This is a genomic window from Lysinibacillus xylanilyticus (genome assembly GCF_001183605.1).
GTDB classification, from domain to species: domain Bacteria; phylum Bacillota; class Bacilli; order Bacillales_A; family Planococcaceae; genus Lysinibacillus; species Lysinibacillus xylanilyticus.
This window is the reverse complement of record NZ_LFXJ01000010.1, coordinates 482992-500958: the sequence shown is the minus strand read 5'-3', so window position 1 is coordinate 500958 and position 17967 is coordinate 482992. Positions and strand designations below refer to the sequence as shown.

Annotated in this window: 16 protein-coding genes and 1 riboswitch; of the genes, 7 read left to right on the top strand and 9 right to left on the bottom strand. The window is 38.8% G+C overall.

Annotated features, from left to right (window positions below):
* Positions 1 to 120: 120 nt before the first annotated feature.
* The 4 genes from ACZ11_RS19865 to ACZ11_RS19850 all read right to left on the bottom strand — a co-directional run bounded on the left by ACZ11_RS19865 (position 121) and on the right by ACZ11_RS19850 (position 3185).
* Positions 121 to 600, bottom strand: coding sequence for a hypothetical protein (locus tag ACZ11_RS19865; protein WP_049668265.1), 480 nt, complete (start codon positions 598 to 600; stop codon positions 121 to 123).
* Between the two features lie 6 nt (positions 601 to 606).
* Positions 607 to 1269 (bottom strand): potassium channel family protein, encoded by a 663-nt coding sequence (locus ACZ11_RS19860; RefSeq protein ID WP_049668738.1) that lies wholly within the window; start codon positions 1267 to 1269, stop codon positions 607 to 609.
* A 459-nt stretch (positions 1270 to 1728) separates the two neighbouring features.
* Complete coding sequence (locus tag ACZ11_RS19855; protein ID WP_049668264.1) at positions 1729 to 2181, bottom strand: TlpA family protein disulfide reductase; 453 nt, start codon at positions 2179 to 2181, stop codon at positions 1729 to 1731.
* A 461-nt stretch (positions 2182 to 2642) separates the two neighbouring features.
* Entirely contained in the window at positions 2643 to 3185 is a 543-nt protein-coding gene (locus tag ACZ11_RS19850) for a peroxiredoxin (RefSeq protein ID WP_049668263.1), read from the bottom strand.
* Between the two features lie 406 nt (positions 3186 to 3591).
* On the opposite strand from ACZ11_RS19850, the gene ACZ11_RS19845 reads away from it, so the two are divergent.
* The 7 genes from ACZ11_RS19845 to thiW all read left to right on the top strand — a co-directional run bounded on the left by ACZ11_RS19845 (position 3592) and on the right by thiW (position 10084).
* On the top strand, positions 3592 to 4134 hold the full coding sequence (locus ACZ11_RS19845; protein WP_049668262.1) for a helix-turn-helix domain-containing protein: 543 nt from the start codon (positions 3592 to 3594) through the stop codon (positions 4132 to 4134).
* A gap of 17 nt (positions 4135 to 4151) precedes the next feature.
* Positions 4152 to 5258 carry an ABC transporter ATP-binding protein gene (locus tag ACZ11_RS19840; protein ID WP_049668261.1) on the top strand — a complete coding sequence of 369 codons (1107 nt, stop codon included), beginning with the start codon at positions 4152 to 4154 and terminating at the stop codon, positions 5256 to 5258.
* Positions 5248 to 6060, top strand: a complete 813-nt coding sequence (locus ACZ11_RS19835) for an ABC transporter permease (RefSeq protein ID WP_049668260.1) — start codon at positions 5248 to 5250, stop codon at positions 6058 to 6060. Before ACZ11_RS19840 ends, ACZ11_RS19835 begins: the two co-directional genes overlap by 11 nt.
* Entirely contained in the window at positions 6057 to 6854 is a 798-nt protein-coding gene (locus ACZ11_RS19830) for an ABC transporter permease (protein ID WP_049668259.1), read from the top strand. The genes ACZ11_RS19835 and ACZ11_RS19830 overlap by 4 nt, the downstream gene beginning before the upstream one ends.
* On the top strand, positions 6851 to 7924 hold the full coding sequence (locus tag ACZ11_RS19825) for an ABC transporter substrate-binding protein (protein WP_049668258.1): 1074 nt from the start codon (positions 6851 to 6853) through the stop codon (positions 7922 to 7924). Before ACZ11_RS19830 ends, ACZ11_RS19825 begins: the two co-directional genes overlap by 4 nt.
* Before the next feature lie 192 nt (positions 7925 to 8116).
* Complete coding sequence (locus ACZ11_RS19820) at positions 8117 to 9313, top strand: MFS transporter (protein WP_049668257.1); 1197 nt, start codon at positions 8117 to 8119, stop codon at positions 9311 to 9313.
* Between the two features lie 64 nt (positions 9314 to 9377).
* A riboswitch (TPP riboswitch) is annotated at positions 9378 to 9485 on the top strand.
* A 101-nt stretch (positions 9486 to 9586) separates the two neighbouring features.
* Complete coding sequence (thiW, locus tag ACZ11_RS19810; protein ID WP_049668255.1) at positions 9587 to 10084, top strand: energy coupling factor transporter S component ThiW; 498 nt, start codon at positions 9587 to 9589, stop codon at positions 10082 to 10084.
* A gap of 253 nt (positions 10085 to 10337) precedes the next feature.
* On the opposite strand, the gene ACZ11_RS19805 is transcribed toward thiW, so the two are convergent.
* The 5 genes from ACZ11_RS19805 to ACZ11_RS19785 are packed head-to-tail and all read right to left on the bottom strand — an operon-like array spanning position 10338 to position 17967.
* Positions 10338 to 12935, bottom strand: coding sequence for a VWA domain-containing protein (locus ACZ11_RS19805; RefSeq protein WP_049668254.1), 2598 nt, complete (start codon positions 12933 to 12935; stop codon positions 10338 to 10340).
* Positions 12919 to 14664, bottom strand: a complete 1746-nt coding sequence (locus ACZ11_RS19800) for a vWA domain-containing protein (protein ID WP_049668253.1) — start codon at positions 14662 to 14664, stop codon at positions 12919 to 12921. The genes ACZ11_RS19805 and ACZ11_RS19800 overlap by 17 nt, the downstream gene beginning before the upstream one ends.
* 11 nt (positions 14665 to 14675) lie before the next feature.
* Complete coding sequence (locus ACZ11_RS19795) at positions 14676 to 15551, bottom strand: DUF58 domain-containing protein (protein ID WP_049668252.1); 876 nt, start codon at positions 15549 to 15551, stop codon at positions 14676 to 14678.
* Positions 15548 to 16543 carry an AAA family ATPase gene (locus ACZ11_RS19790; RefSeq protein WP_049668251.1) on the bottom strand — a complete coding sequence of 332 codons (996 nt, stop codon included), beginning with the start codon at positions 16541 to 16543 and terminating at the stop codon, positions 15548 to 15550. The genes ACZ11_RS19795 and ACZ11_RS19790 overlap by 4 nt, the downstream gene beginning before the upstream one ends.
* A gap of 11 nt (positions 16544 to 16554) precedes the next feature.
* Positions 16555 to 17967, bottom strand: coding sequence for a hypothetical protein (locus ACZ11_RS19785; protein WP_049668250.1), 1413 nt, complete (start codon positions 17965 to 17967; stop codon positions 16555 to 16557).

Genomic DNA, 17967 nt, shown 5'->3' with positions numbered 1-17967 from the left:
GTAGCGCTTAGCCTAGAGGGCTACTATTTCTCGGTTATCTACAGGCAAAAAATCTATATTTTCCTTAACTACAAGAAAGGGTAGTGATGACAGCTAGTTGCTGTTTTCACTACCCTTTTTTTATTTAACATATTGTTCAAGTAAGCGTTGCGTATTTGTTGATTGTTCAAGTGCTTTTTTCTCTTTTGCCCAATATATCAAATATTGCTGATCACCAACATTAAAAACCATCTGCTGTAATTCTTCACTTAGATCAGAGCTAATAGCGACCTTTAAAATATCTACCTCATATAAAGGCTTTCCTTTAATTTCGTAGACAATATGATAGAGTGGCTTTTCTTCAAATATAGCTCGTTCTTTTTTGCTTAGTTTCTTAACATGGCTTAGCGGATAGTTCTCAATATAGGCTGTTGCATCCTGACCTGTTGCTCGAAATAAAGATTGTTTTCCTTTAAATAGCTCGATTGCATCAATTTCAGCAGCGTGATCTAAAACATGAGAAATAGCCTCTTCCTCATTTTTGTCGCGAGACTGCAATGTAAAAGCGCCAATTAGAATAATTGCGGCAAATATAACTAGTTTCCATCTTCGTTTATTCATTTTTCATTACCCATTCAATGCCTTTTTGACAAAGCGGTTAATATCTACATCTGCACCAATAACAAGCATAATATCGCCTAGCAAAATTTTATCACTCGCCTGCGGAGATACAATGATATCTGCACCACGCTTAAGACCTACAATATTAATCCCGTACTTTGCACGAATATCTAAATCCATAATGGAGTACCCTGCAATTGCATCATTGGCCTTAAGCTCCATAATTGAATGTTCATCCGAAAGCTCCAAATAATCAAGCACTGTATTAGACAGCATATTATTGGCAATACGAATCCCCATATCTCGCTCAGGATGCACGACAAAATCTGCACCAATTTTACGCAGTACTTTTTCATGGTAATCATTCTGGGCTTTGACAGTAATCTGCTGCACACCGATTTCTTTTAAAATAATCGTCGTCAAAATACTAGCTTGAATATCTTCACCGATTGCTACGATAACATGCTCAAAATTACGAATACCTAATGAATTTAATACCGATTCATCTGTCGAATCTGCGATAACGGCCTGTGTAGCAATGGAAGCAAACTCATCCACACGCTCTGAGGAATTATCTATCGCCATAACTTGTGCACCTTGACTCATTAGTTCGCGAACAATACTTCCTCCAAAACGTCCAAGACCAATGACAGCAAACTCTTTTTTCATCATTAAAAATCCCTCCGAAAAATACTATACCATTATTGTAACGTATTCTCTGCTATATGTATCGTCAAAACAAAAGACTATTCGACAATAAAAGCCAATCCTTGGACAGGACCGTTCTGCTTAGTGGCTCTTTTGCTCGGGTGTCGTCTAGGTTTGATTGGTTTGATTGGTTTGATCTCTTTTTCGCTCTGGTCACTTTGAGAAATGATCAGGTGAGAGCCGAAACTGCTCGGGTTATCTTTGAATGTGATCGGGTGAACCCCAATACCGCTCGGGTTGTCCGTGGAAGTGATCAGGTCGATCTCTTTTTTGCTCGGGTCACTTCTCCATCCTCTTGCTCTTTTGTTTCAATCAACTCTCTTCGCTCTAGGTAAGTCGCTTTTTCCGAGCTCCAAAATAATCCCATTTTTCATAAAAAAGACGAGGAATAAAATATCCCCCGCCTCTTAATCTGCTATTTTATGCGTTGCGCATTTCATCTAAAACGCGATTCACACGTTTTTCAAGCATTTTCATACCGCTTCCACCAGCTTGCATGTGACGAAGCTGACCATCTTTATCGAAAACAAAATATGCAGGTACGTATTGGTTTTCAAATGCATCCGTTAGCTTTAATTCGCTATCTACAAAGATTGGTTGAACAATGTCATGCTCTGCTGCTACCGATTTGATTGTTTCTAAATTTGTATCTTCCTCAGAACGTGGCATATGCACTGCAATAACGTTTAACTCATCTTTGTATTGATCACGGAAATTGTTCACATCCGGCATTGCTTCTTTACATAAATGACAACTAACTGACCAGAAGTGGATTAATGTTGGTTTTTCGCCTACTAAATCCGCTTTTGTTACTTCACCATTTAACCAAGTCGTTGCACCTGCAAGTTCAGGCATTTGTTCACGAAGTTTCATAAAACATTCTCCTTTTTTCTTTTCTAGGACTATTATCAAAACGTGTGGTTGATTTCCGTTCCGGCTGGGCGCTTTCCTGGGGGCGTCCGATGAGCCGCTTCGCTTCGCTCCAGGGTCTCATCTGTGACGCTAATCCCCAAGGAGTCGCCCAACCTCCACTCCAATCAACTTATTTACATAGTAGACGTTTTAACAAAAGTCACCCACAATTTTTGGTGATGAACCTTTTTCTATATCAAGTTTAAAAAAATCCCCACAAACTCGCTGTGGGGACTCTTTATTTTTGAATGATCAATTTCACCAAGCCTCGAATTCAGTTCAATGCCTGACAAAAAAACTCTACATCAATTATGCCTCGGCATAATTGCGTCCGAAATCGGCTTTGTGCTTGCACAAAGAACTCCTTACCGATTCCGTGACATCCGCCGGAGGCTATAATTTCTTTCAGTTGCTGAAAGAAATTATAGAGTTGCTTGACCTGGGCGCCAGTTTGCTGGGCAAAGACCACCAGTTTGTAAAGCTTGAAGTACACGTAAAGTTTCGTCTACATCACGGCCGATGTTGTTATCGAATACTGTTTGGTATTTTAATTCACCTTCTGGGCTGATGATGAATAAGCCGCGTAGTGCGATACCTTCTTCTTCAATTAACACACCATATTCTTGTGAAATTTGGTGATTAGTATCTGCTGCTAATGGGTATTTTAACTCACCAAGACCATTTTTAGTGCGGTCAGTGTTAATCCAAGCTAAGTGAGTGTGGATTGTATCAGTAGAAACACCGATTACTTCTGCATCTAAGTCTTCGAACTCATCGTAACGATCGCTCATTGCAGTGATTTCTGTTGGACATACGAAAGTGAAGTCCATTGGATAGAAGAAAAGAACTGTCCATTTGTCTTGTGCTTTAATATCTTCTAATGATACTTTACCAAATGATTTGTCTGGAAGTACTGCTTCCATTGTAAAGTCAGGTGCTTGTTTACCTACCATGCGTTCTGCCATTATAAATCCCTCCGATTAAATATGTAGTGTATATATTCCATTCGCACCAGCGAACTCGTCTTCTACGATAACAGAGTAATCGTAGTTTTTCAAACAAGTAAACTTCACAAAAGTGCTCATCAAAAATTGTCTGACAAATTTCCGTCAAATCCCAAAATGGAATAGCTGCTACAGCATATTTATTAGCTATTTTTAACATTTTTATTCTTATTTAAACAAAATTTTTCTATTCGATATTTATGAATAATTTCTAAAAATTTCATCTACTTTTTTTTAATAAAAAACGATTGCAAATTCTTTATTATTATGTATAATTGTAATGGTTTTAGTAAACTAAAAGTTTCGTTAAAGTAAACTTCATATTTCAAAAGTTTATGATTGCTAAACTTCTTCTAGGAGGGAAAAGATGCAAATTGGAGCAAAAATTAAAGCGCTTCGTTTAAAAAAAGGTCTTACCCAAGAGGAACTTGGAGAACGTACAGATTTAAGTAAAGGGTATATCTCTCAATTAGAACGTGATCTAAATTCACCTTCTATTGAAACTCTTTTTTCATTATTAGAAGTTTTAGGGTCAACACCTAAGGAATTTTTCGATGATGAAGCACCTGAACAAAAGGTTGTATATACAGAAGAAGATCAATCCACTTATACAGATGAAGAAAAAAAATATGAAATTCAGTGGCTCATTCCTACTTCAAATGAAAAAGAGATGGAGCCTATTTTCTTGACACTTGCTGCTGAGGGGGAATTCAAACAGTTTGAGCCCTCACTCTCGGAAACATTTATTTATGTTGTCGAAGGGCGTATTCGTCTCGTTTTAGGAGCTGAACAATACATAGCGAGTGAAGGCAATGCTCTCTATTTTGACGCGACAGATCATCATCAAATTTTTAATGCACATGCTGATGAAACAAAAATTTTACTTGTCGCAACTGATTCATATTTATAGCTTAAGGAGGCACATCTATGACAACGAATTCGATTATCCGCTTTGAAAACGTTTCAAAGTCTTATAATGACGGCACGGTCGTCTTAAAAAACATTAACTTGGAGCTAGAAAAGGGAAAATTCTATACACTGCTAGGTCCTTCTGGTTGTGGTAAAACAACTATTTTACGTATGATTGCTGGATTCACAGAACCAACTACAGGAAATATCTATTTTCATGATAAAAAAATCAACTCAGTACCAGCAAATGAACGCCAAGTAAATACTGTTTTTCAGGATTACGCGTTGTTTCCTCATTTAAACGTCTTTGAAAACGTCGCATTTGGACTTCGCATAAAAAAACTGCCTGAAAGTGAAATTAAAAACCGTGTGGCTGAAGCATTAAAATTCGTTAACTTAACAGGCTATAGCAATCGTGAAATTTCTGAGATGTCTGGTGGTCAACGTCAACGTGTTGCTATCGCTCGTGCGATTGTAAATGATCCTGAAGTAATTTTACTTGATGAGCCTCTTTCTGCTTTAGATTTAAAGCTACGTACAGAAATGCAGTATGAGCTACGAGAGTTACAACAACGCCTTGGGAAAACATTTGTCTTTGTTACGCACGATCAAGAAGAAGCACTTGCCATGAGTGATGAAATATTTGTTTTAAGCGAAGGTGAAATTCAACAATCTGGTACACCAGTAGATATTTATGATGAGCCAATTAACCGCTTCGTTGCTGATTTTATTGGTGAATCAAATATTGTTCCTGGCGTGATGATTGAAGATTTCAAAGTAGAATTTGCTGGTAAAGTTTTTGAATGTGTTGACCAAGGTATGAGACCAAACGAAAAAATTGATATTGTCATTCGACCAGAAGATTTAGAAATGACAACAATTGATAAAGGCAAACTTGTCGTGAAAGTTGATACTCAATTGTTCCGAGGGGTGCATTATGAATTATCCACTTACGACAAAGATGGGAATGAATGGCTTGTGCATTCATTGAAAAAAGCTGAAGTAGGGACAGAAATTGGTTTAGACTTTGATTCAGAAGCAATTCATGTAATGCGCTTAAATGAAACAGAAGAAGAATTCGATAAACGTTTAGAGGCGTACGGGGACGACGAAGATGCAAACTAAGACTTCAAAATCAGCCTTATTTCCTTATGTTTTATGGATTGCACTTTTTGTTATCGCGCCGATTGCACTCGTTGTTTACTATTCCCTACTAGACATACATGGCAATTTCACGCTCGATAACTATAAAGCATTCTTTACTTCTGTCTATTTAAAAATGACATTAAGTTCATTCTGGTATGCGTTTTTAATTACGTTCTTTACGTTACTTGTTTCGTATCCAACAGCCTATTTTTTAACGAAGACGAAACATAAACAGCTTTGGCTTTTACTAATTATTATTCCTTCTTGGATTAATCTTTTGTTAAAAACATATGCCTTTATTGGGATATTCGGCTTGTACGGCCCATTAAATGCATTTATTGAAGTATTTGGTTTTGATCCGAAGCAAATGCTATTTACTGACATTAGCTTTGTATTCGTATCCGTTTATATTTTTATTCCATTTATGATTTTACCGATTTTCAACTCATTGGATCGTTTAAATCCGGCTCTTGTTTATGCCGCACGTGATTTAGGGGCATCTGCTTTTACTACGTTCCGTCGCGTGATATTACCGTTAACAATGGACGGTGTTAAATCAGGTATTCAAGTTGTATTTATTCCTGCATTATCACTTTTCATGATTACTCGTTTAATTGCAGGAAACCGTGTTATTACACTTGGTACAGCTATTGAACAACAATTCCTTGTGACTCAAAACTGGGGAATGGGTTCAACAATTGCTGTGTTCTTAATTTTATTCATGGTCATCGTTATGTTAATTACAGGACAGAAAAAGGATAAAGGAGGTCGCGTACGATGAAAAAACTATCTGCTACAGCAAAAGTATATTTAGCGATTGTTTTTATCGTTTTGTATGCACCTATCTTCTATTTAGTCTTCTATTCGTTCAATAGTGGCGGATCGATGAATAATTTTGAGTCCTTTACTTTAGAACATTATAAAGCCGTGTTTGAGGATTCACGCCTACTCGTAATTCTAATTAACACAGTCATTGTGGCATTACTCTCTGCATTGATTTCTACAATCATCGGGACACTAGGAGCTATTGGCATTGTCACTGTTAAAGATTCAAAAATGCGCAATACACTACTTTCTTTAAATAATGTGTTAATTGTTAGCCCGGATGTTATTATCGGTGCAAGCTTTTTAATTTTATTCACAATGATTGGTATTAAATTAGGCTTTACTTCTGTGTTAATAGCACACGTAGCGTTCAGTGTTCCAATTGTTGTACTGATGGTCTTACCGAAACTATTAGAAATGAACAAATCTTTAATCGATGCTGCATTAGATTTAGGAGCAACGAAAAAAGATGTCATGATGCGAGTTATTTTACCGTATATTCAACCGGGGATTTTTGCGGGATTCTTCCTTGCCTTAACGTATTCTCTTGATGATTTTGCGGTAACATTTTTCGTGACAGGTAACGGCTTTAGTACTTTATCTGTTGAAATTTACTCTATGGCTCGTGCCGGTATTTCCTTAACGGTTAACGCTATTTCTGGTTTAGTATTCTTTGTAACAGTTATCGTCGTAGTTGGCTATTACTTCATTACAAGCCGTGCTAGTAAAAGAACGGGGGGAACTCAATGAAGCAATTAATTCAAGCAACAGTCGCAATCCTTGTCGTTTCCGCCCTTTTGTTCTATGCTGCTGACGCCCTAAGTGCCAGCGGGGGGAAAAGTGGTAAAGATACGTTAACAATCTTTAACTGGGGAGAATATATTGACCCGGATTTGCTGAAGCAATTTGAAAAAGAAACAGGCATTCACGTCATCTATGAAACGTTTGATTCCAATGAAGCAATGATGACAAAAATTCAACAAGGCGGTACAGCTTACGATATTGCAGTCCCTTCTGAATATATGATTGAAAAAATGAAGGAAGAAAACTTACTTATTCCTTTAGATAAAACGAAAATCCCTAATTTTAAAAATATCGATCCTTATTTTTTAGATTTACCATTTGATGACGACAATAAATATTCCGTTCCATATTTCTGGGGAACAGTCGGCATTGTCTATAATCCAAAGCTCGTTGGAAATCTAGACTTCTCATCTTGGAAGGACTTATGGGATCCTTCGTTAAAACGTAAAGTCTTTTTAGTAGACGGTGCACGTGAGGTAATTGGTATGGGCTTAAACAACCTTGGCTACTCTCTCAACTCTTTAAATGACCAGGAGTTGCGTAAAGCTACTGATAAACTAATCACATTGGCGCCAAATGTTAAAGCCATTATCGGAGATGAAATAACACCGCTGATGGTTAATAATGAAGCTGCTGTGGCACTTACTTGGTCTGGTCAAGCAGCAGACATGCTGTCAGAAAATGAAGATTTAGACTTCGCTGTACCAAAAGAAGGCTCAAACTTATGGTTTGACAATATGGTTATTCCAAAAACATCAAAAAATATTGATGGTGCACATGCCTTCATTAATTTTATGTTGAAAGCTGAATCAGGTGCTAAAAACGCTGACTATGTAGGCTATTCTACTCCTAATATTGCAGCAATGAAGTTAATGGATAAAGAAGTTGTATCTGATGAGCGCTTCTATCCTTCAGAAGAACAGCGTAAAACATTAGAAGTTTATAAAAACCTAGGTCCTGATTACTTAGGCAAATACAATGAGCTGTTCTTAGAATTTAAAATGAGTATTCGATAAACGAAAAAAGCTGTTCTCACGTTAGTAACGTTGAGAACAGCTTTTTTCGTTTAGCTGAAGGTAAACTTCTGTTGAAAAACTTAACAAAGAATCCACTTAACTTTACTAGTAAATCTCAGACTTATAGTCAATAGCAAACGAACAAGCCTTATGGTAGACTGTAGTATATTTGATTAAAGAAAGGGGTATTCGATGACCCAGCAGAAGTCTAATAAGGCGGCTTTGTATATTTTAATGTTTAATATGTTTATCGCAATGGGGAGTATCGGTATTATTATTCCTGTCATGCCTGAGTATTTAAAACTATTTGGTGCTGCAGGACAAGTACTTGGCATGTTGATTGCAACGTTCGCCTTAGCACAATTTGTTTTTTCTCCAATTGCTGGGAATCTTTCCGATCAATATGGTCGTAAAAATCTCATTATTTTCGGTCTTATAGTTACAGGACTTGCACAAATTGGTTTCGGACTATCTACAGATGTGTGGATGCTCTTCTTGGCACGCTTTTTAGGTGGTCTTGGATCTGCATTTGTGGCACCTCCTATAATGGCATTTGTGGCTGACGTCACAACGTACGAGGAACGCGGAAAAGGTATGGGGATGATAGGGGCAGCAATGTCCTTTGGTTTTATGATTGGACCAGGTATCGGTGGATTCCTCTCAAAAGTTAGTTTACATTTTCCATTTTATACTGCTGGATTTGCAGCTATCTTAGCAGCTATTTTATCGTTCTTTTTATTGCCTGCTACAAAACCGAACACAGCGAAAAAGGCGCAAAAGCATGATAATCTTGTAAAGCAGATGGCCCGTTCAGTCCGAATGCCTTATTTTGTCATGCTAATTATCATGCTTGTATTCTCTTTCGGAATTGCTAACTTCCAAACAACATTATCATTATTTGTTACAGAAAAGTTTAATTACACACCTACTGATATCGCCATTATATTAGTAATGGGCGGCGCTTTTGGTGTTGTTGTACAGATGTTTGTTATTACACCGCTGTTTAATCGCTTCGGCGAAATGAAAGTAGTGTTAGTCAATTTATTTATTGCAGCCGTTTCGATTTTCTTAATATTATTCGCATCTGGGTTTGCACTTATTTTAATTGTAGCGACAATCTTCTCTACAGCTACGACATTGATTCGTCCAGCTGTCAACACACTGATTTCAAAGCTTGCTGAAAATGAACAAGGCTATGCAGCTGGTCTGAACAATGCGTATATGAGTCTCGGTAATATGATTGGTCCAGCTTTAGCAGGTCTGTTATTTGATTGGAATATGAACAGTCCTTATATTTTCGGGTCTATTATTTTAATGGCTTGCTTCTTCATTGCCCTTATATGGACAATGAAAAAAGCACCACACCTTATGCATCCTGATTCAAATTAGTCTGAAAAGTTATTGACTATTTTTAGTAGTGTGCTACATTATTTATGAGAAAAATTAATAAATTAATTACCACTAGGGGAGTCTTTAAAAGGCTGAGACGTATATGTTCATATACGGACCCTTTGAACCTGATCTAGTTCACACTAGCGGAGGGAAGTGGCGACACTTGCTTCTTAATATGAAAATGCAAGGCCGCTTCCTATTGTTTTTAGGAGGCGGCTTTTTTGTCGGGTTTATCAGCGATTCACTAAATACTAAAAAGGAGTGGAAATTATGTCAATTCGAAAATTAACAATCATGGCCTTGTTAGTAGCAATTGCCGTAGCAGGTTCTACCTTCGTTTCAATACCAATGGGCATTGCGCGTGCCTACCCTGTGCAGCATGCCATTAATGTTATCGGTGCTATCATTCTTGGACCTGTGCCTACCGTTATGGTCGCCTTTGTCACAGCAATCATTCGTATTTTAACAGGCACAGGCTCATTACTAGCTATACCTGGAAGTGTTATTGGTGCTATATGTGCATCTCTCGCCTATAAATACAGCGGCAAGCAATGGCTAGCAGGTGTCGGTGAAATGTTCGGTACAGGTATCATCGCCTCACTCATTGCAGTACCTTACGCACATTTATTAATGGGGACATCTGTTGCTGCTTTATTTTTCATGCCAGCCTTTTTAACTTCAAGTACTATTGGTGCTATCTTAGGCATTGTCGTTGCCAGTAACTTGCGTAAAACAGTATTTGTAACTAACCGTAATTCTCTTCTATAAATCATAAATCCTTTTTGAAGGGATGAGAGATTTATCGGAATAAATTTGTGTTTTATCGGAACAATTTTGAAATTTATCGGAATAATTTCAGACTTTATCGGAATGTTTCATCGATTTATCGGAACATTTTAGAAAATACAGTATATCTGACCGCACTAATAGTTTGCAGTGTCTCAACTTTTGATGATAGCCATAGAATGACAAAAAAACGATGGCTCATTGCTAAAAAGCGATGAACCATCGTTTTAAATTACTAAGGTCGTTTTTTCATGCCCTTTAATATCTGGGCAACATTTGTGTCCTCTGCCTGTATTGGTTTTTCCTCGACAAGCTGCTCTTTTTTCTTCGGCCTAGTTAAGAAGCTCCAACCAAAGCGTCGAATAGTAATATCAATGAAGAATAATAGCATCCCTGCTAATAAAAGCCATGTTGCAATATTTTGGCGTTCCTCACCTTTTTTAGTAAATTCACGGAACACTTCACTCGGTTCTTTCAAAACGGAGCCACCTGTTTGCTTTGCTAGTTCTTTGACTAACTTATCATTCACTGGGCGTAATTCATACTCAGCACTATAAGGTACACTTAAGCCTGCCTGGTAAATAGCCTGATCTTCATCGGCAATGCGGAAGAAGATTAGTCCTGGTTCTGCTTGTACGACTGCTCGAACTTGTGATGCTGAAATTGTTTCAAGCTGAGTTTCAAGTTCTTCACCCGCTTCATTGACAGCAACAATATCTAAGAACGCCGCTTCATTTGTTGGGTCAGTGATGACAAATGAACCGTCTGATTCTAGCCGTACATCATAGGCAACATCGTTATAGCTTGGTAGCATTTTTGAAATAAGCGTTTGCCAAAATGTGCCCCAATTTTGCCATCTTGCCCAGTCCCCCGTCCATTTTCCTGTCGAATCGGAAGTAAAGGCGAATGTTTTACCAAGGCCATATTGCCATTCTGCAAGTACTGGATCTTCCTTCTCACTTTCTGCAATAACAGTGGCCCCCTGCTTCGCTGTCGTACCTATATAAGCATTCATTTTAGGTACACCATTTGTAAATAGCGTATTCCAGCCAGATGCATTAAATATAGTTGGATAAAATGGGTTGTCCTCAATATATGTGCGTGAAATCATGGCAGTTTCACGAGATAAAATAGAGGGGATCGTCTGTTCATCAACAACATCGTAGAAACGCCCACTACCCATCTCACTAAGTGCTTCAAGTAAGTTGGCATCAGCATCCTGACCAATTGCAACCGTTGAAAGAGTAATGCCATTTTCTTTTCCTTGTGCAATTAAGTCTTCGTAGTTCCCTGGCTGTGACTGACCATCAGTTAATAAAATAATATGCTTACGCTGTAGCTTTAAATCAGCTAAATTTTCATAAGCTTTAGCAAGCGATCCATATATTTCGGTACCCCCCCCTGGCGTTACAGATAAAATTGTATCCACTGCTTCTTCCTTATTGCCAAGTGGTCCTGTCTCAATAATTTCCCAAGGTCGATCATCAAAGGCTATAAACCCGAGCGTATCCTCATCTCGTAGCATTTCAATTGAACGAGCGGCTGCCTCCTTAGCTAGCTCTAGCTTTGCTCCAGACATACTTCCAGAGCGATCAAGTACGATTTCAAGCCCTAATGATGGCAATTGCTCTTTTCCCTTAATCTCCATTTCTACAGGTAGTAAAGTTTCGATTGGTGTTTTAAAATAGCCACCTAAGCCAAAGCTATTTTCACCACCGACCATTGTAAAACCGACACCGAAGTTTTTCACTGCCTGCTCAATGACACTCATTTTTGCCTCACCTACTAAATGCCCTGGCACATTATCAAAAATGATGGCATTGTATTGTAAATAACTAGAGAGTTCATTTGGCAGACTGTTAGCATTTACAACATCATAGGCAATTGACTGTTTGCCAAGCGCTGCTGCAATTGGTGATGCCGTATCATAGCCATTAACAATTAGTAAATGTGGTTCACTTTGCACCATCGTGACGCTTGTTAATTTATTATTTTCAAAAATTGCATCCTGTTCAACCTGTACGAGTGCCTCATATTTTACAAGCCCTTCAGCCGTTGCTGAATGTTTATACGTAAAAATATTTGAACCTTCAGCAAGCTCCACTGCCTCACGATGAATAAGCTTATCGTTTTCGTATAATAATAGCTCTCCTCGTTCTGCTGCAGTTGCATTTATTTCAGTGACTAACTGTTGCTGTTCACCTACATAAGCAACTTGTGGTGTGACAAAGCTTTTCAGGGATACATCCTTAGCAACAGGTTTGTTAAATGGCACTACATCCACACTAATATTTGACCCTTTAAATTTCGATGAAAATTCTAAGGCATCTCCTTTTGTTTCATTGCCATCCGTTAAGAGCACAAGTCGCGTTGCTTTTTTCGGATCTACAATACCTGAAGCGAGCTGTAGGCTTTGTTCAATATTTGTTTGATCTGTTGCTTTTATGGCTGTAAACTTCGGCACTTCCTTTAAAGAATCCGATAATATGGCTTCCGTTTGTAATGTCGATGAAAAAGAATAAATCCCTGCAAGCTGGTCATCTTTTTTCGACTGCAAACTTTCTGCTATAAAATTGGCCATCTCATCATCTGTACCATTCATTGAAGCAGAACGGTCAACTAAGAATAATACTTGTTCTTCCTTTACAGGCAATAAAATATAGGGCCCTGCAAGTGCAAACACTAAACAGCATATTGCCACAATTCGAATACCTAGTACGACGATATGACCTTTTTTTAGTCGCTGACGCTCACGCCAATAGGTCCATCCAAAATACATAAGCAATGGAAGTAAAAGCAACAATGCTAATGGCATATCAATTCGTAAATCCACGTCGTCGTTGCACCTCCCACTCTAAAACAAGTAATACTAAGATAATAAGGATAAACCAAGGTACGAACGAGGCTTTCGATATTTCTTCCTTACCATTGTCCGGAAGCTCTCCAAGCGCATAGCTTGTCCCTTTTTCAATCACACGCTCTTGCGCTTGAAGCTGTACGATGAAGCGCTTTTCTTCATCATTTGAGCGAGCTGTATAAATTCCTGGCTTCATAGGAGCTGTTAATAAACCATTCGTAATGGATGATAAAAACTCGTCTTCCTGTGAATATATACTCCAATCACCCTGCGTTATAGCAACTGCACGTTGCTCATTTGGAGTGAAAATGCCAAGTGAACCAATTGATTCTGAAAGCTCCTGTTCAGCACTCCATAAAAATAATGGGAATGAAGGATGTAACGGCCAATCTGTATCTGCAATATCAGCTAATACAACAATATCCCCTTTAGGTGAACGCTGAATAAATGGCTGGTCTCCGACTGATGCAATCGTTTTATAGTCATTGAATCCAGGATATAACGCACTGACGTAAATATCTTTTAGCTCACCAAATGCAAACAATGCATCACTTGTTATACCGACTTCCCCAGTAGCTTCAACCTTCTCAACGTCATCCCGACCAAATAATACAATTGGCTTGTCCATCTTTTCGAGTAACGCCGTCTGATTTGTCACCAACGTGGCATCCCGATTGTCAGCCATTTGTGAAGATGGAACAATTTTTACACTACTATTAATCGTTTGCAAACCTTTTTGAATGAGTTGATGCATACTTTGATCGACAACTATTTTTGAAGTAGTTGTTTGTAGCAATACTGTTTGTGAATTATCAACCGCATAATCGTCCTTAGCATCTATTTTGGCAGTCATAGTATCTTCTAACGGTAAGTCTTTGAAAGTTTTTGATATAGCTTCATTTGGAGGTACTGCAACACTCTCCGCGACTATCTCCTTACCTTTAACATTTTCAATCGAAAGTGTTACATTTTGTTCTTGATCCGTATCATTTTGTAATTGAACAAGCGCCATAGCAGATTGTCCATCTGTAGTAGCAGCAAAACGTGTAATTGCGATATTTGTTAAATCCTTTTCAGACCCTTTTACGATCCACTTCACCGTATCTTTTTCCATCGGTAATTGCTTTTTATCGAGCGAATCTGTAAAGACATAAATAGATGTTGGTGTATTACTGACAAAAGCCTGTGCCACATCTAGAGCCTTATTCATTTGAGCTGTCTCATATGTTACTTGTAACTCTTGAATGGCTTTTTCAATATTTTTAGTATTTGTTTCCTGCTGTAATATAGCTTTTGGCGTATTCCCTGTTGTAATGAGTGTCACAGGTCTTCCATCAAGCTCATTGACCAATGACAGCATTTCTTTTTTATGTGTATCAAATGTTGACTGCCCTTTTCCGGCTAACATTGTTGCAGAAGTGTCCACAATGAAAACTGTCTGAGCACCAACGATCGTTGACTTTTTAACATAAGGATTCATTAATGCCAGTACAAGTAAAAGAAGAGCTAGTAGTTGTAAATAAAGCAGTGCATTTTTTTGTAAATGTTTTAAGTATGGTGACACACGTGTTTCTTGCATAATTTCCGACCAAAAAAGTGTTGAGGATACGGTTTGATCGGTATATTTCTTTCTAAAGAAATAATATAGAAGGACACTGACCGGGATGATGGCCGTCCAGCTAAAAAGTAATTGACTAAAGCCCAATACGGCTCACCTCACCTAATCCAATGTGCTTTTAATAATTGTTGGAAGATGGCATGCTGTAATCCATCCTCTACTTTAAGCTGTAATTGTCGAACACCGAAGCGCCGACAAATTGCTTCAAATTCCTCTTCATGTAATAAACGTCTTGCCGTATATGTGTCCAAAACTTTAGAAGACATCGTAACATTTACATCTCTGCCTGTTTCACGGTCAAGTAAACGTACATCACCCATATATTCTGGTGATATTTCTTCTTGCGTAACTATTTGCAAAATACGTACATCCCCTGCAAAACGTGGTAGCCTTTTTAAAAGTTGCTCCCATTCTTCGATTGGCTCAAGTCCGTCCGTCACAATAAATAGTACTGTACTATCCTTGGGCAATACTTTTAAAGCTCCCTGTGCGAAGCTATTTGTATAAGTTGCTTGCTCAATTTCTGTAACTACCTGTAAAAAAGCGCGACGATACATGGCACCTTTACGACGAAACGGTGGCTTCACCTCATCCTGTATAAAAGAAAATGATAAGCGATCATCGCGACCGAGTACCATTAGGCCAAGTGAGGCAACAATTTGCCTGGCAAAAATCCATTTTGCTTGCTCGCCCATAGATTTAGTTGTATCTAACAAAATGTGCACGCGCATTTCTTGTTCGTCTAAAAAACGTTTGATGAAGTATTTATCAGTTCTCGCAAAGACGTTCCAATCCACCTGACGTACATCATCACCTAAATGATATTCACGAAAATCTGAAAAATCGAGTGATGCCCCGAAGCGTTGCGAACGGTGCGAGCCCTTGTGCTGCCCACGTAATTTGGAGGCCGTTGCCACTTGGAAGCGACTGATTTTCGCTAACCAATCCTCAGGCAATAATAATTTTTGTGTCACCTGCTAACACCCTGCTGTACTTTTTCTAAAATGACATCAATCACATCGTCTGCTGTTTTGCCTGAAGCCTCCCCTTCATAATTCAACAGCATACGATGGCGTAACACTGGCTTAGCCACAGATTTAATATCTGCTACAGAAACGTGGAAACGTCCATTCATAAGCGCCCTTGCCTTCGCTAATTTGATTAAACTTTGTAAACCTCGAGGGCCGCTACCATACATCGCATATTGCTTAACCTCATCAATGGCATCCACTCTCTCAGGATGTGTGGCCACAACAAGGTCCGTCGCAAATTCGAGCATTTCATCGGCAACGAGTACTTCCTTGACCATTTGCTGCGCTTCAATAAGTGCTTCTGTATCCATGATCTTTTGTAAACCAATTTCCTTAGCGCCTGTTGTACGCTTCATAATTTCCATTAATTCACTTTTCTCAGGATACGGCACAAGAATTTTACATAGGAAACGGTCCATTTGTGCCTCTGGTAAAGGGTATGTTCCCTCCATCTCAATTGGGTTTTGTGTTGCTAATACGAAGAATGGTCTTGCCATCTTCTTTGTATCTCCCAAAATTGTTACAGTTTTTTCACCCATTGCTTCAAGCATTGCACTTTGTGTTTTAGGTGTTGCTCGGTTAATCTCATCCGCTAATACCATTTGGCTAAAAATCGGACCAGGCTGGAACGTAAACTGCTGCTTGCCATCAGCTGTGCGTTCAATCATACTTGTTCCTGTAATATCCGCCGGCATTAAATCTGGTGTAAATTGAATTCGCGAAAATGATAAATCTAGTACTTCAGAAATTGTACGGATTAACATCGTTTTCCCTAAACCCGGTAGGCCCTCTAATAATGCATGCCCATCAGCAAGGACTGCGTATAATGTATAATCAATTGCTTCCTCTTGTCCGACGATAAAACGATGAATTTCTTCCTTTACTTGTTGTAATTTCGTACTCATTTCAACATAATGTTGCTCTGTAAATGCCATTCCTTTTCCTCCTACTGAGACTCAATTGACGTGAAATAAGATTGCACGACATTTTGCAAATCTTTCGGTAATTGTAAACGCTCTGAGCTTTCTAAATAGCTATCTTTATAGGAGCCTATAACTTCCTCATATGGGCGGATAGAACCTTTAGTAATCGGGCCATTTCCTTGTTGCTCTGATACATTTGATCCATCTCCTAATGCTCCACCATCAACTGAAGTCTGACTAGAGCCACCAATTCTATTTGGTGTCGTTAATAAATCCCGGCCGCCTTGACCTTTGCCTGCACCTTGACCTGTACCTTTGCCATTTCCTTGCCCTTGTCCTTGACCTTGACCTTGCCCTTGCCCTTGACCACTGCCTTGTCCCTGCCCTTGTTGATTGCTTTGATTCGATCCTTGTTTCTGACCATTTCCACTAGCCTGTTGGGATGCATTTTGGGAATTAGTTTGGCCTTGTTGACCTTGCTGATTACTTTGCTGCGAATTCGCTGATGGGTTGGTATTAGGATTATTTTGCTGATTGTTGTTGGCACTATTGGCACTCGCAATAGCATTTTGTAGAGTATTGCTTGCAGGTTTTCCAAGCTTACTCATAGCTGTCTGAGTAGTATTTGCATTTTGCGTTAGCTCCTGCTGCATTTGGGCGAGCTCCTTCAATTGCTCCACTTCTTCCTTCGATAAGCCTTTGTCGTCAGAAGCGCCCTCCTTACTAGCCGTTTGCTTATCCTTTAATTGTTGTTCCTTTAAAGCAAGCTCCTTTTGCTTTTTCACGACTTCGCGTAATGCCTCTTCAGCTGTTTCTGTCTTTTTTAACGTATTTTGCAATTCTTTTAATTGCTCTTTCACTTCTTTTGTTTCAGCTTTTTTCTCTAATTTAGCAACTTCCTTCTTTACGTCTTCAATGACAGCTTTTTCTTTTTCCACCTCAACTGCTTCAATTTGTGAAGCTGCTGGGAACATATAAAGAATTGCCAGTACGACAGCTGTTCCAAATAATCCAATCAATGCTTTTGGACGGAGCAAATTTTTGTTTCGAGCCTTAAAATCAGCAAACGCCTTTTCAACATTCTCGATCGCTTTCGTTAGTAGAGATTGAACGAGTGGGTCCTTATCGTCCTCGAACGATAAGGCTGTCACAAGCTCATTGTGAGAAAAATAATCATCCAGTGTATGCAATGCTTCCTTTTCTTTTACACGCTTCCACCACATAAAGAACACTGTTGCTAGTATGACAACGATAAAGGTAGCAAGAGCAGTTTGGCGATAATACGGCCAAACAAAGAGCCTTGAAACGAAGAAGAGGGCAGCACTCGAAAGCAATGCCAAAAACAAACCGTACTGTGCAATCGGAATGTTTCTTTCTACCGTTAAACTCGTCTTTGCACGTTGAATATATTTTCGTAATTGCTTACGACGCTCCAT

Bases quoted from the DNA above. Each gene is read 5' to 3' on its own strand.
- ACZ11_RS19865 (WP_049668265.1), bottom strand. From the start codon at position 600: ATGAATAAACGAAGATGGAAACTAGTTATATTTGCCGCAATTATTCTA.
- ACZ11_RS19860 (WP_049668738.1), bottom strand. From the start codon at position 1,269: ATGAAAAAAGAGTTTGCTGTCATTGGTCTTGGACGTTTTGGAGGAAGT.
- ACZ11_RS19855 (WP_049668264.1), bottom strand. From the start codon at position 2,181: ATGAAACTTCGTGAACAAATGCCTGAACTTGCAGGTGCAACGACTTGG.
- ACZ11_RS19850 (WP_049668263.1), bottom strand. From the start codon at position 3,185: ATGGCAGAACGCATGGTAGGTAAACAAGCACCTGACTTTACAATGGAA.
- ACZ11_RS19845 (WP_049668262.1), top strand. From the start codon at position 3,592: ATGCAAATTGGAGCAAAAATTAAAGCGCTTCGTTTAAAAAAAGGTCTT.
- ACZ11_RS19840 (WP_049668261.1), top strand. From the start codon at position 4,152: ATGACAACGAATTCGATTATCCGCTTTGAAAACGTTTCAAAGTCTTAT.
- ACZ11_RS19835 (WP_049668260.1), top strand. From the start codon at position 5,248: ATGCAAACTAAGACTTCAAAATCAGCCTTATTTCCTTATGTTTTATGG.
- ACZ11_RS19830 (WP_049668259.1), top strand. From the start codon at position 6,057: ATGAAAAAACTATCTGCTACAGCAAAAGTATATTTAGCGATTGTTTTT.
- ACZ11_RS19825 (WP_049668258.1), top strand. From the start codon at position 6,851: ATGAAGCAATTAATTCAAGCAACAGTCGCAATCCTTGTCGTTTCCGCC.
- ACZ11_RS19820 (WP_049668257.1), top strand. From the start codon at position 8,117: ATGACCCAGCAGAAGTCTAATAAGGCGGCTTTGTATATTTTAATGTTT.
- thiW (WP_049668255.1), top strand. From the start codon at position 9,587: ATGTCAATTCGAAAATTAACAATCATGGCCTTGTTAGTAGCAATTGCC.
- ACZ11_RS19790 (WP_049668251.1), bottom strand. From the start codon at position 16,543: ATGGCATTTACAGAGCAACATTATGTTGAAATGAGTACGAAATTACAA.
- ACZ11_RS19785 (WP_049668250.1), bottom strand. From the start codon at position 17,967: ATGGAGCGTCGTAAGCAATTACGAAAATATATTCAACGTGCAAAGACG.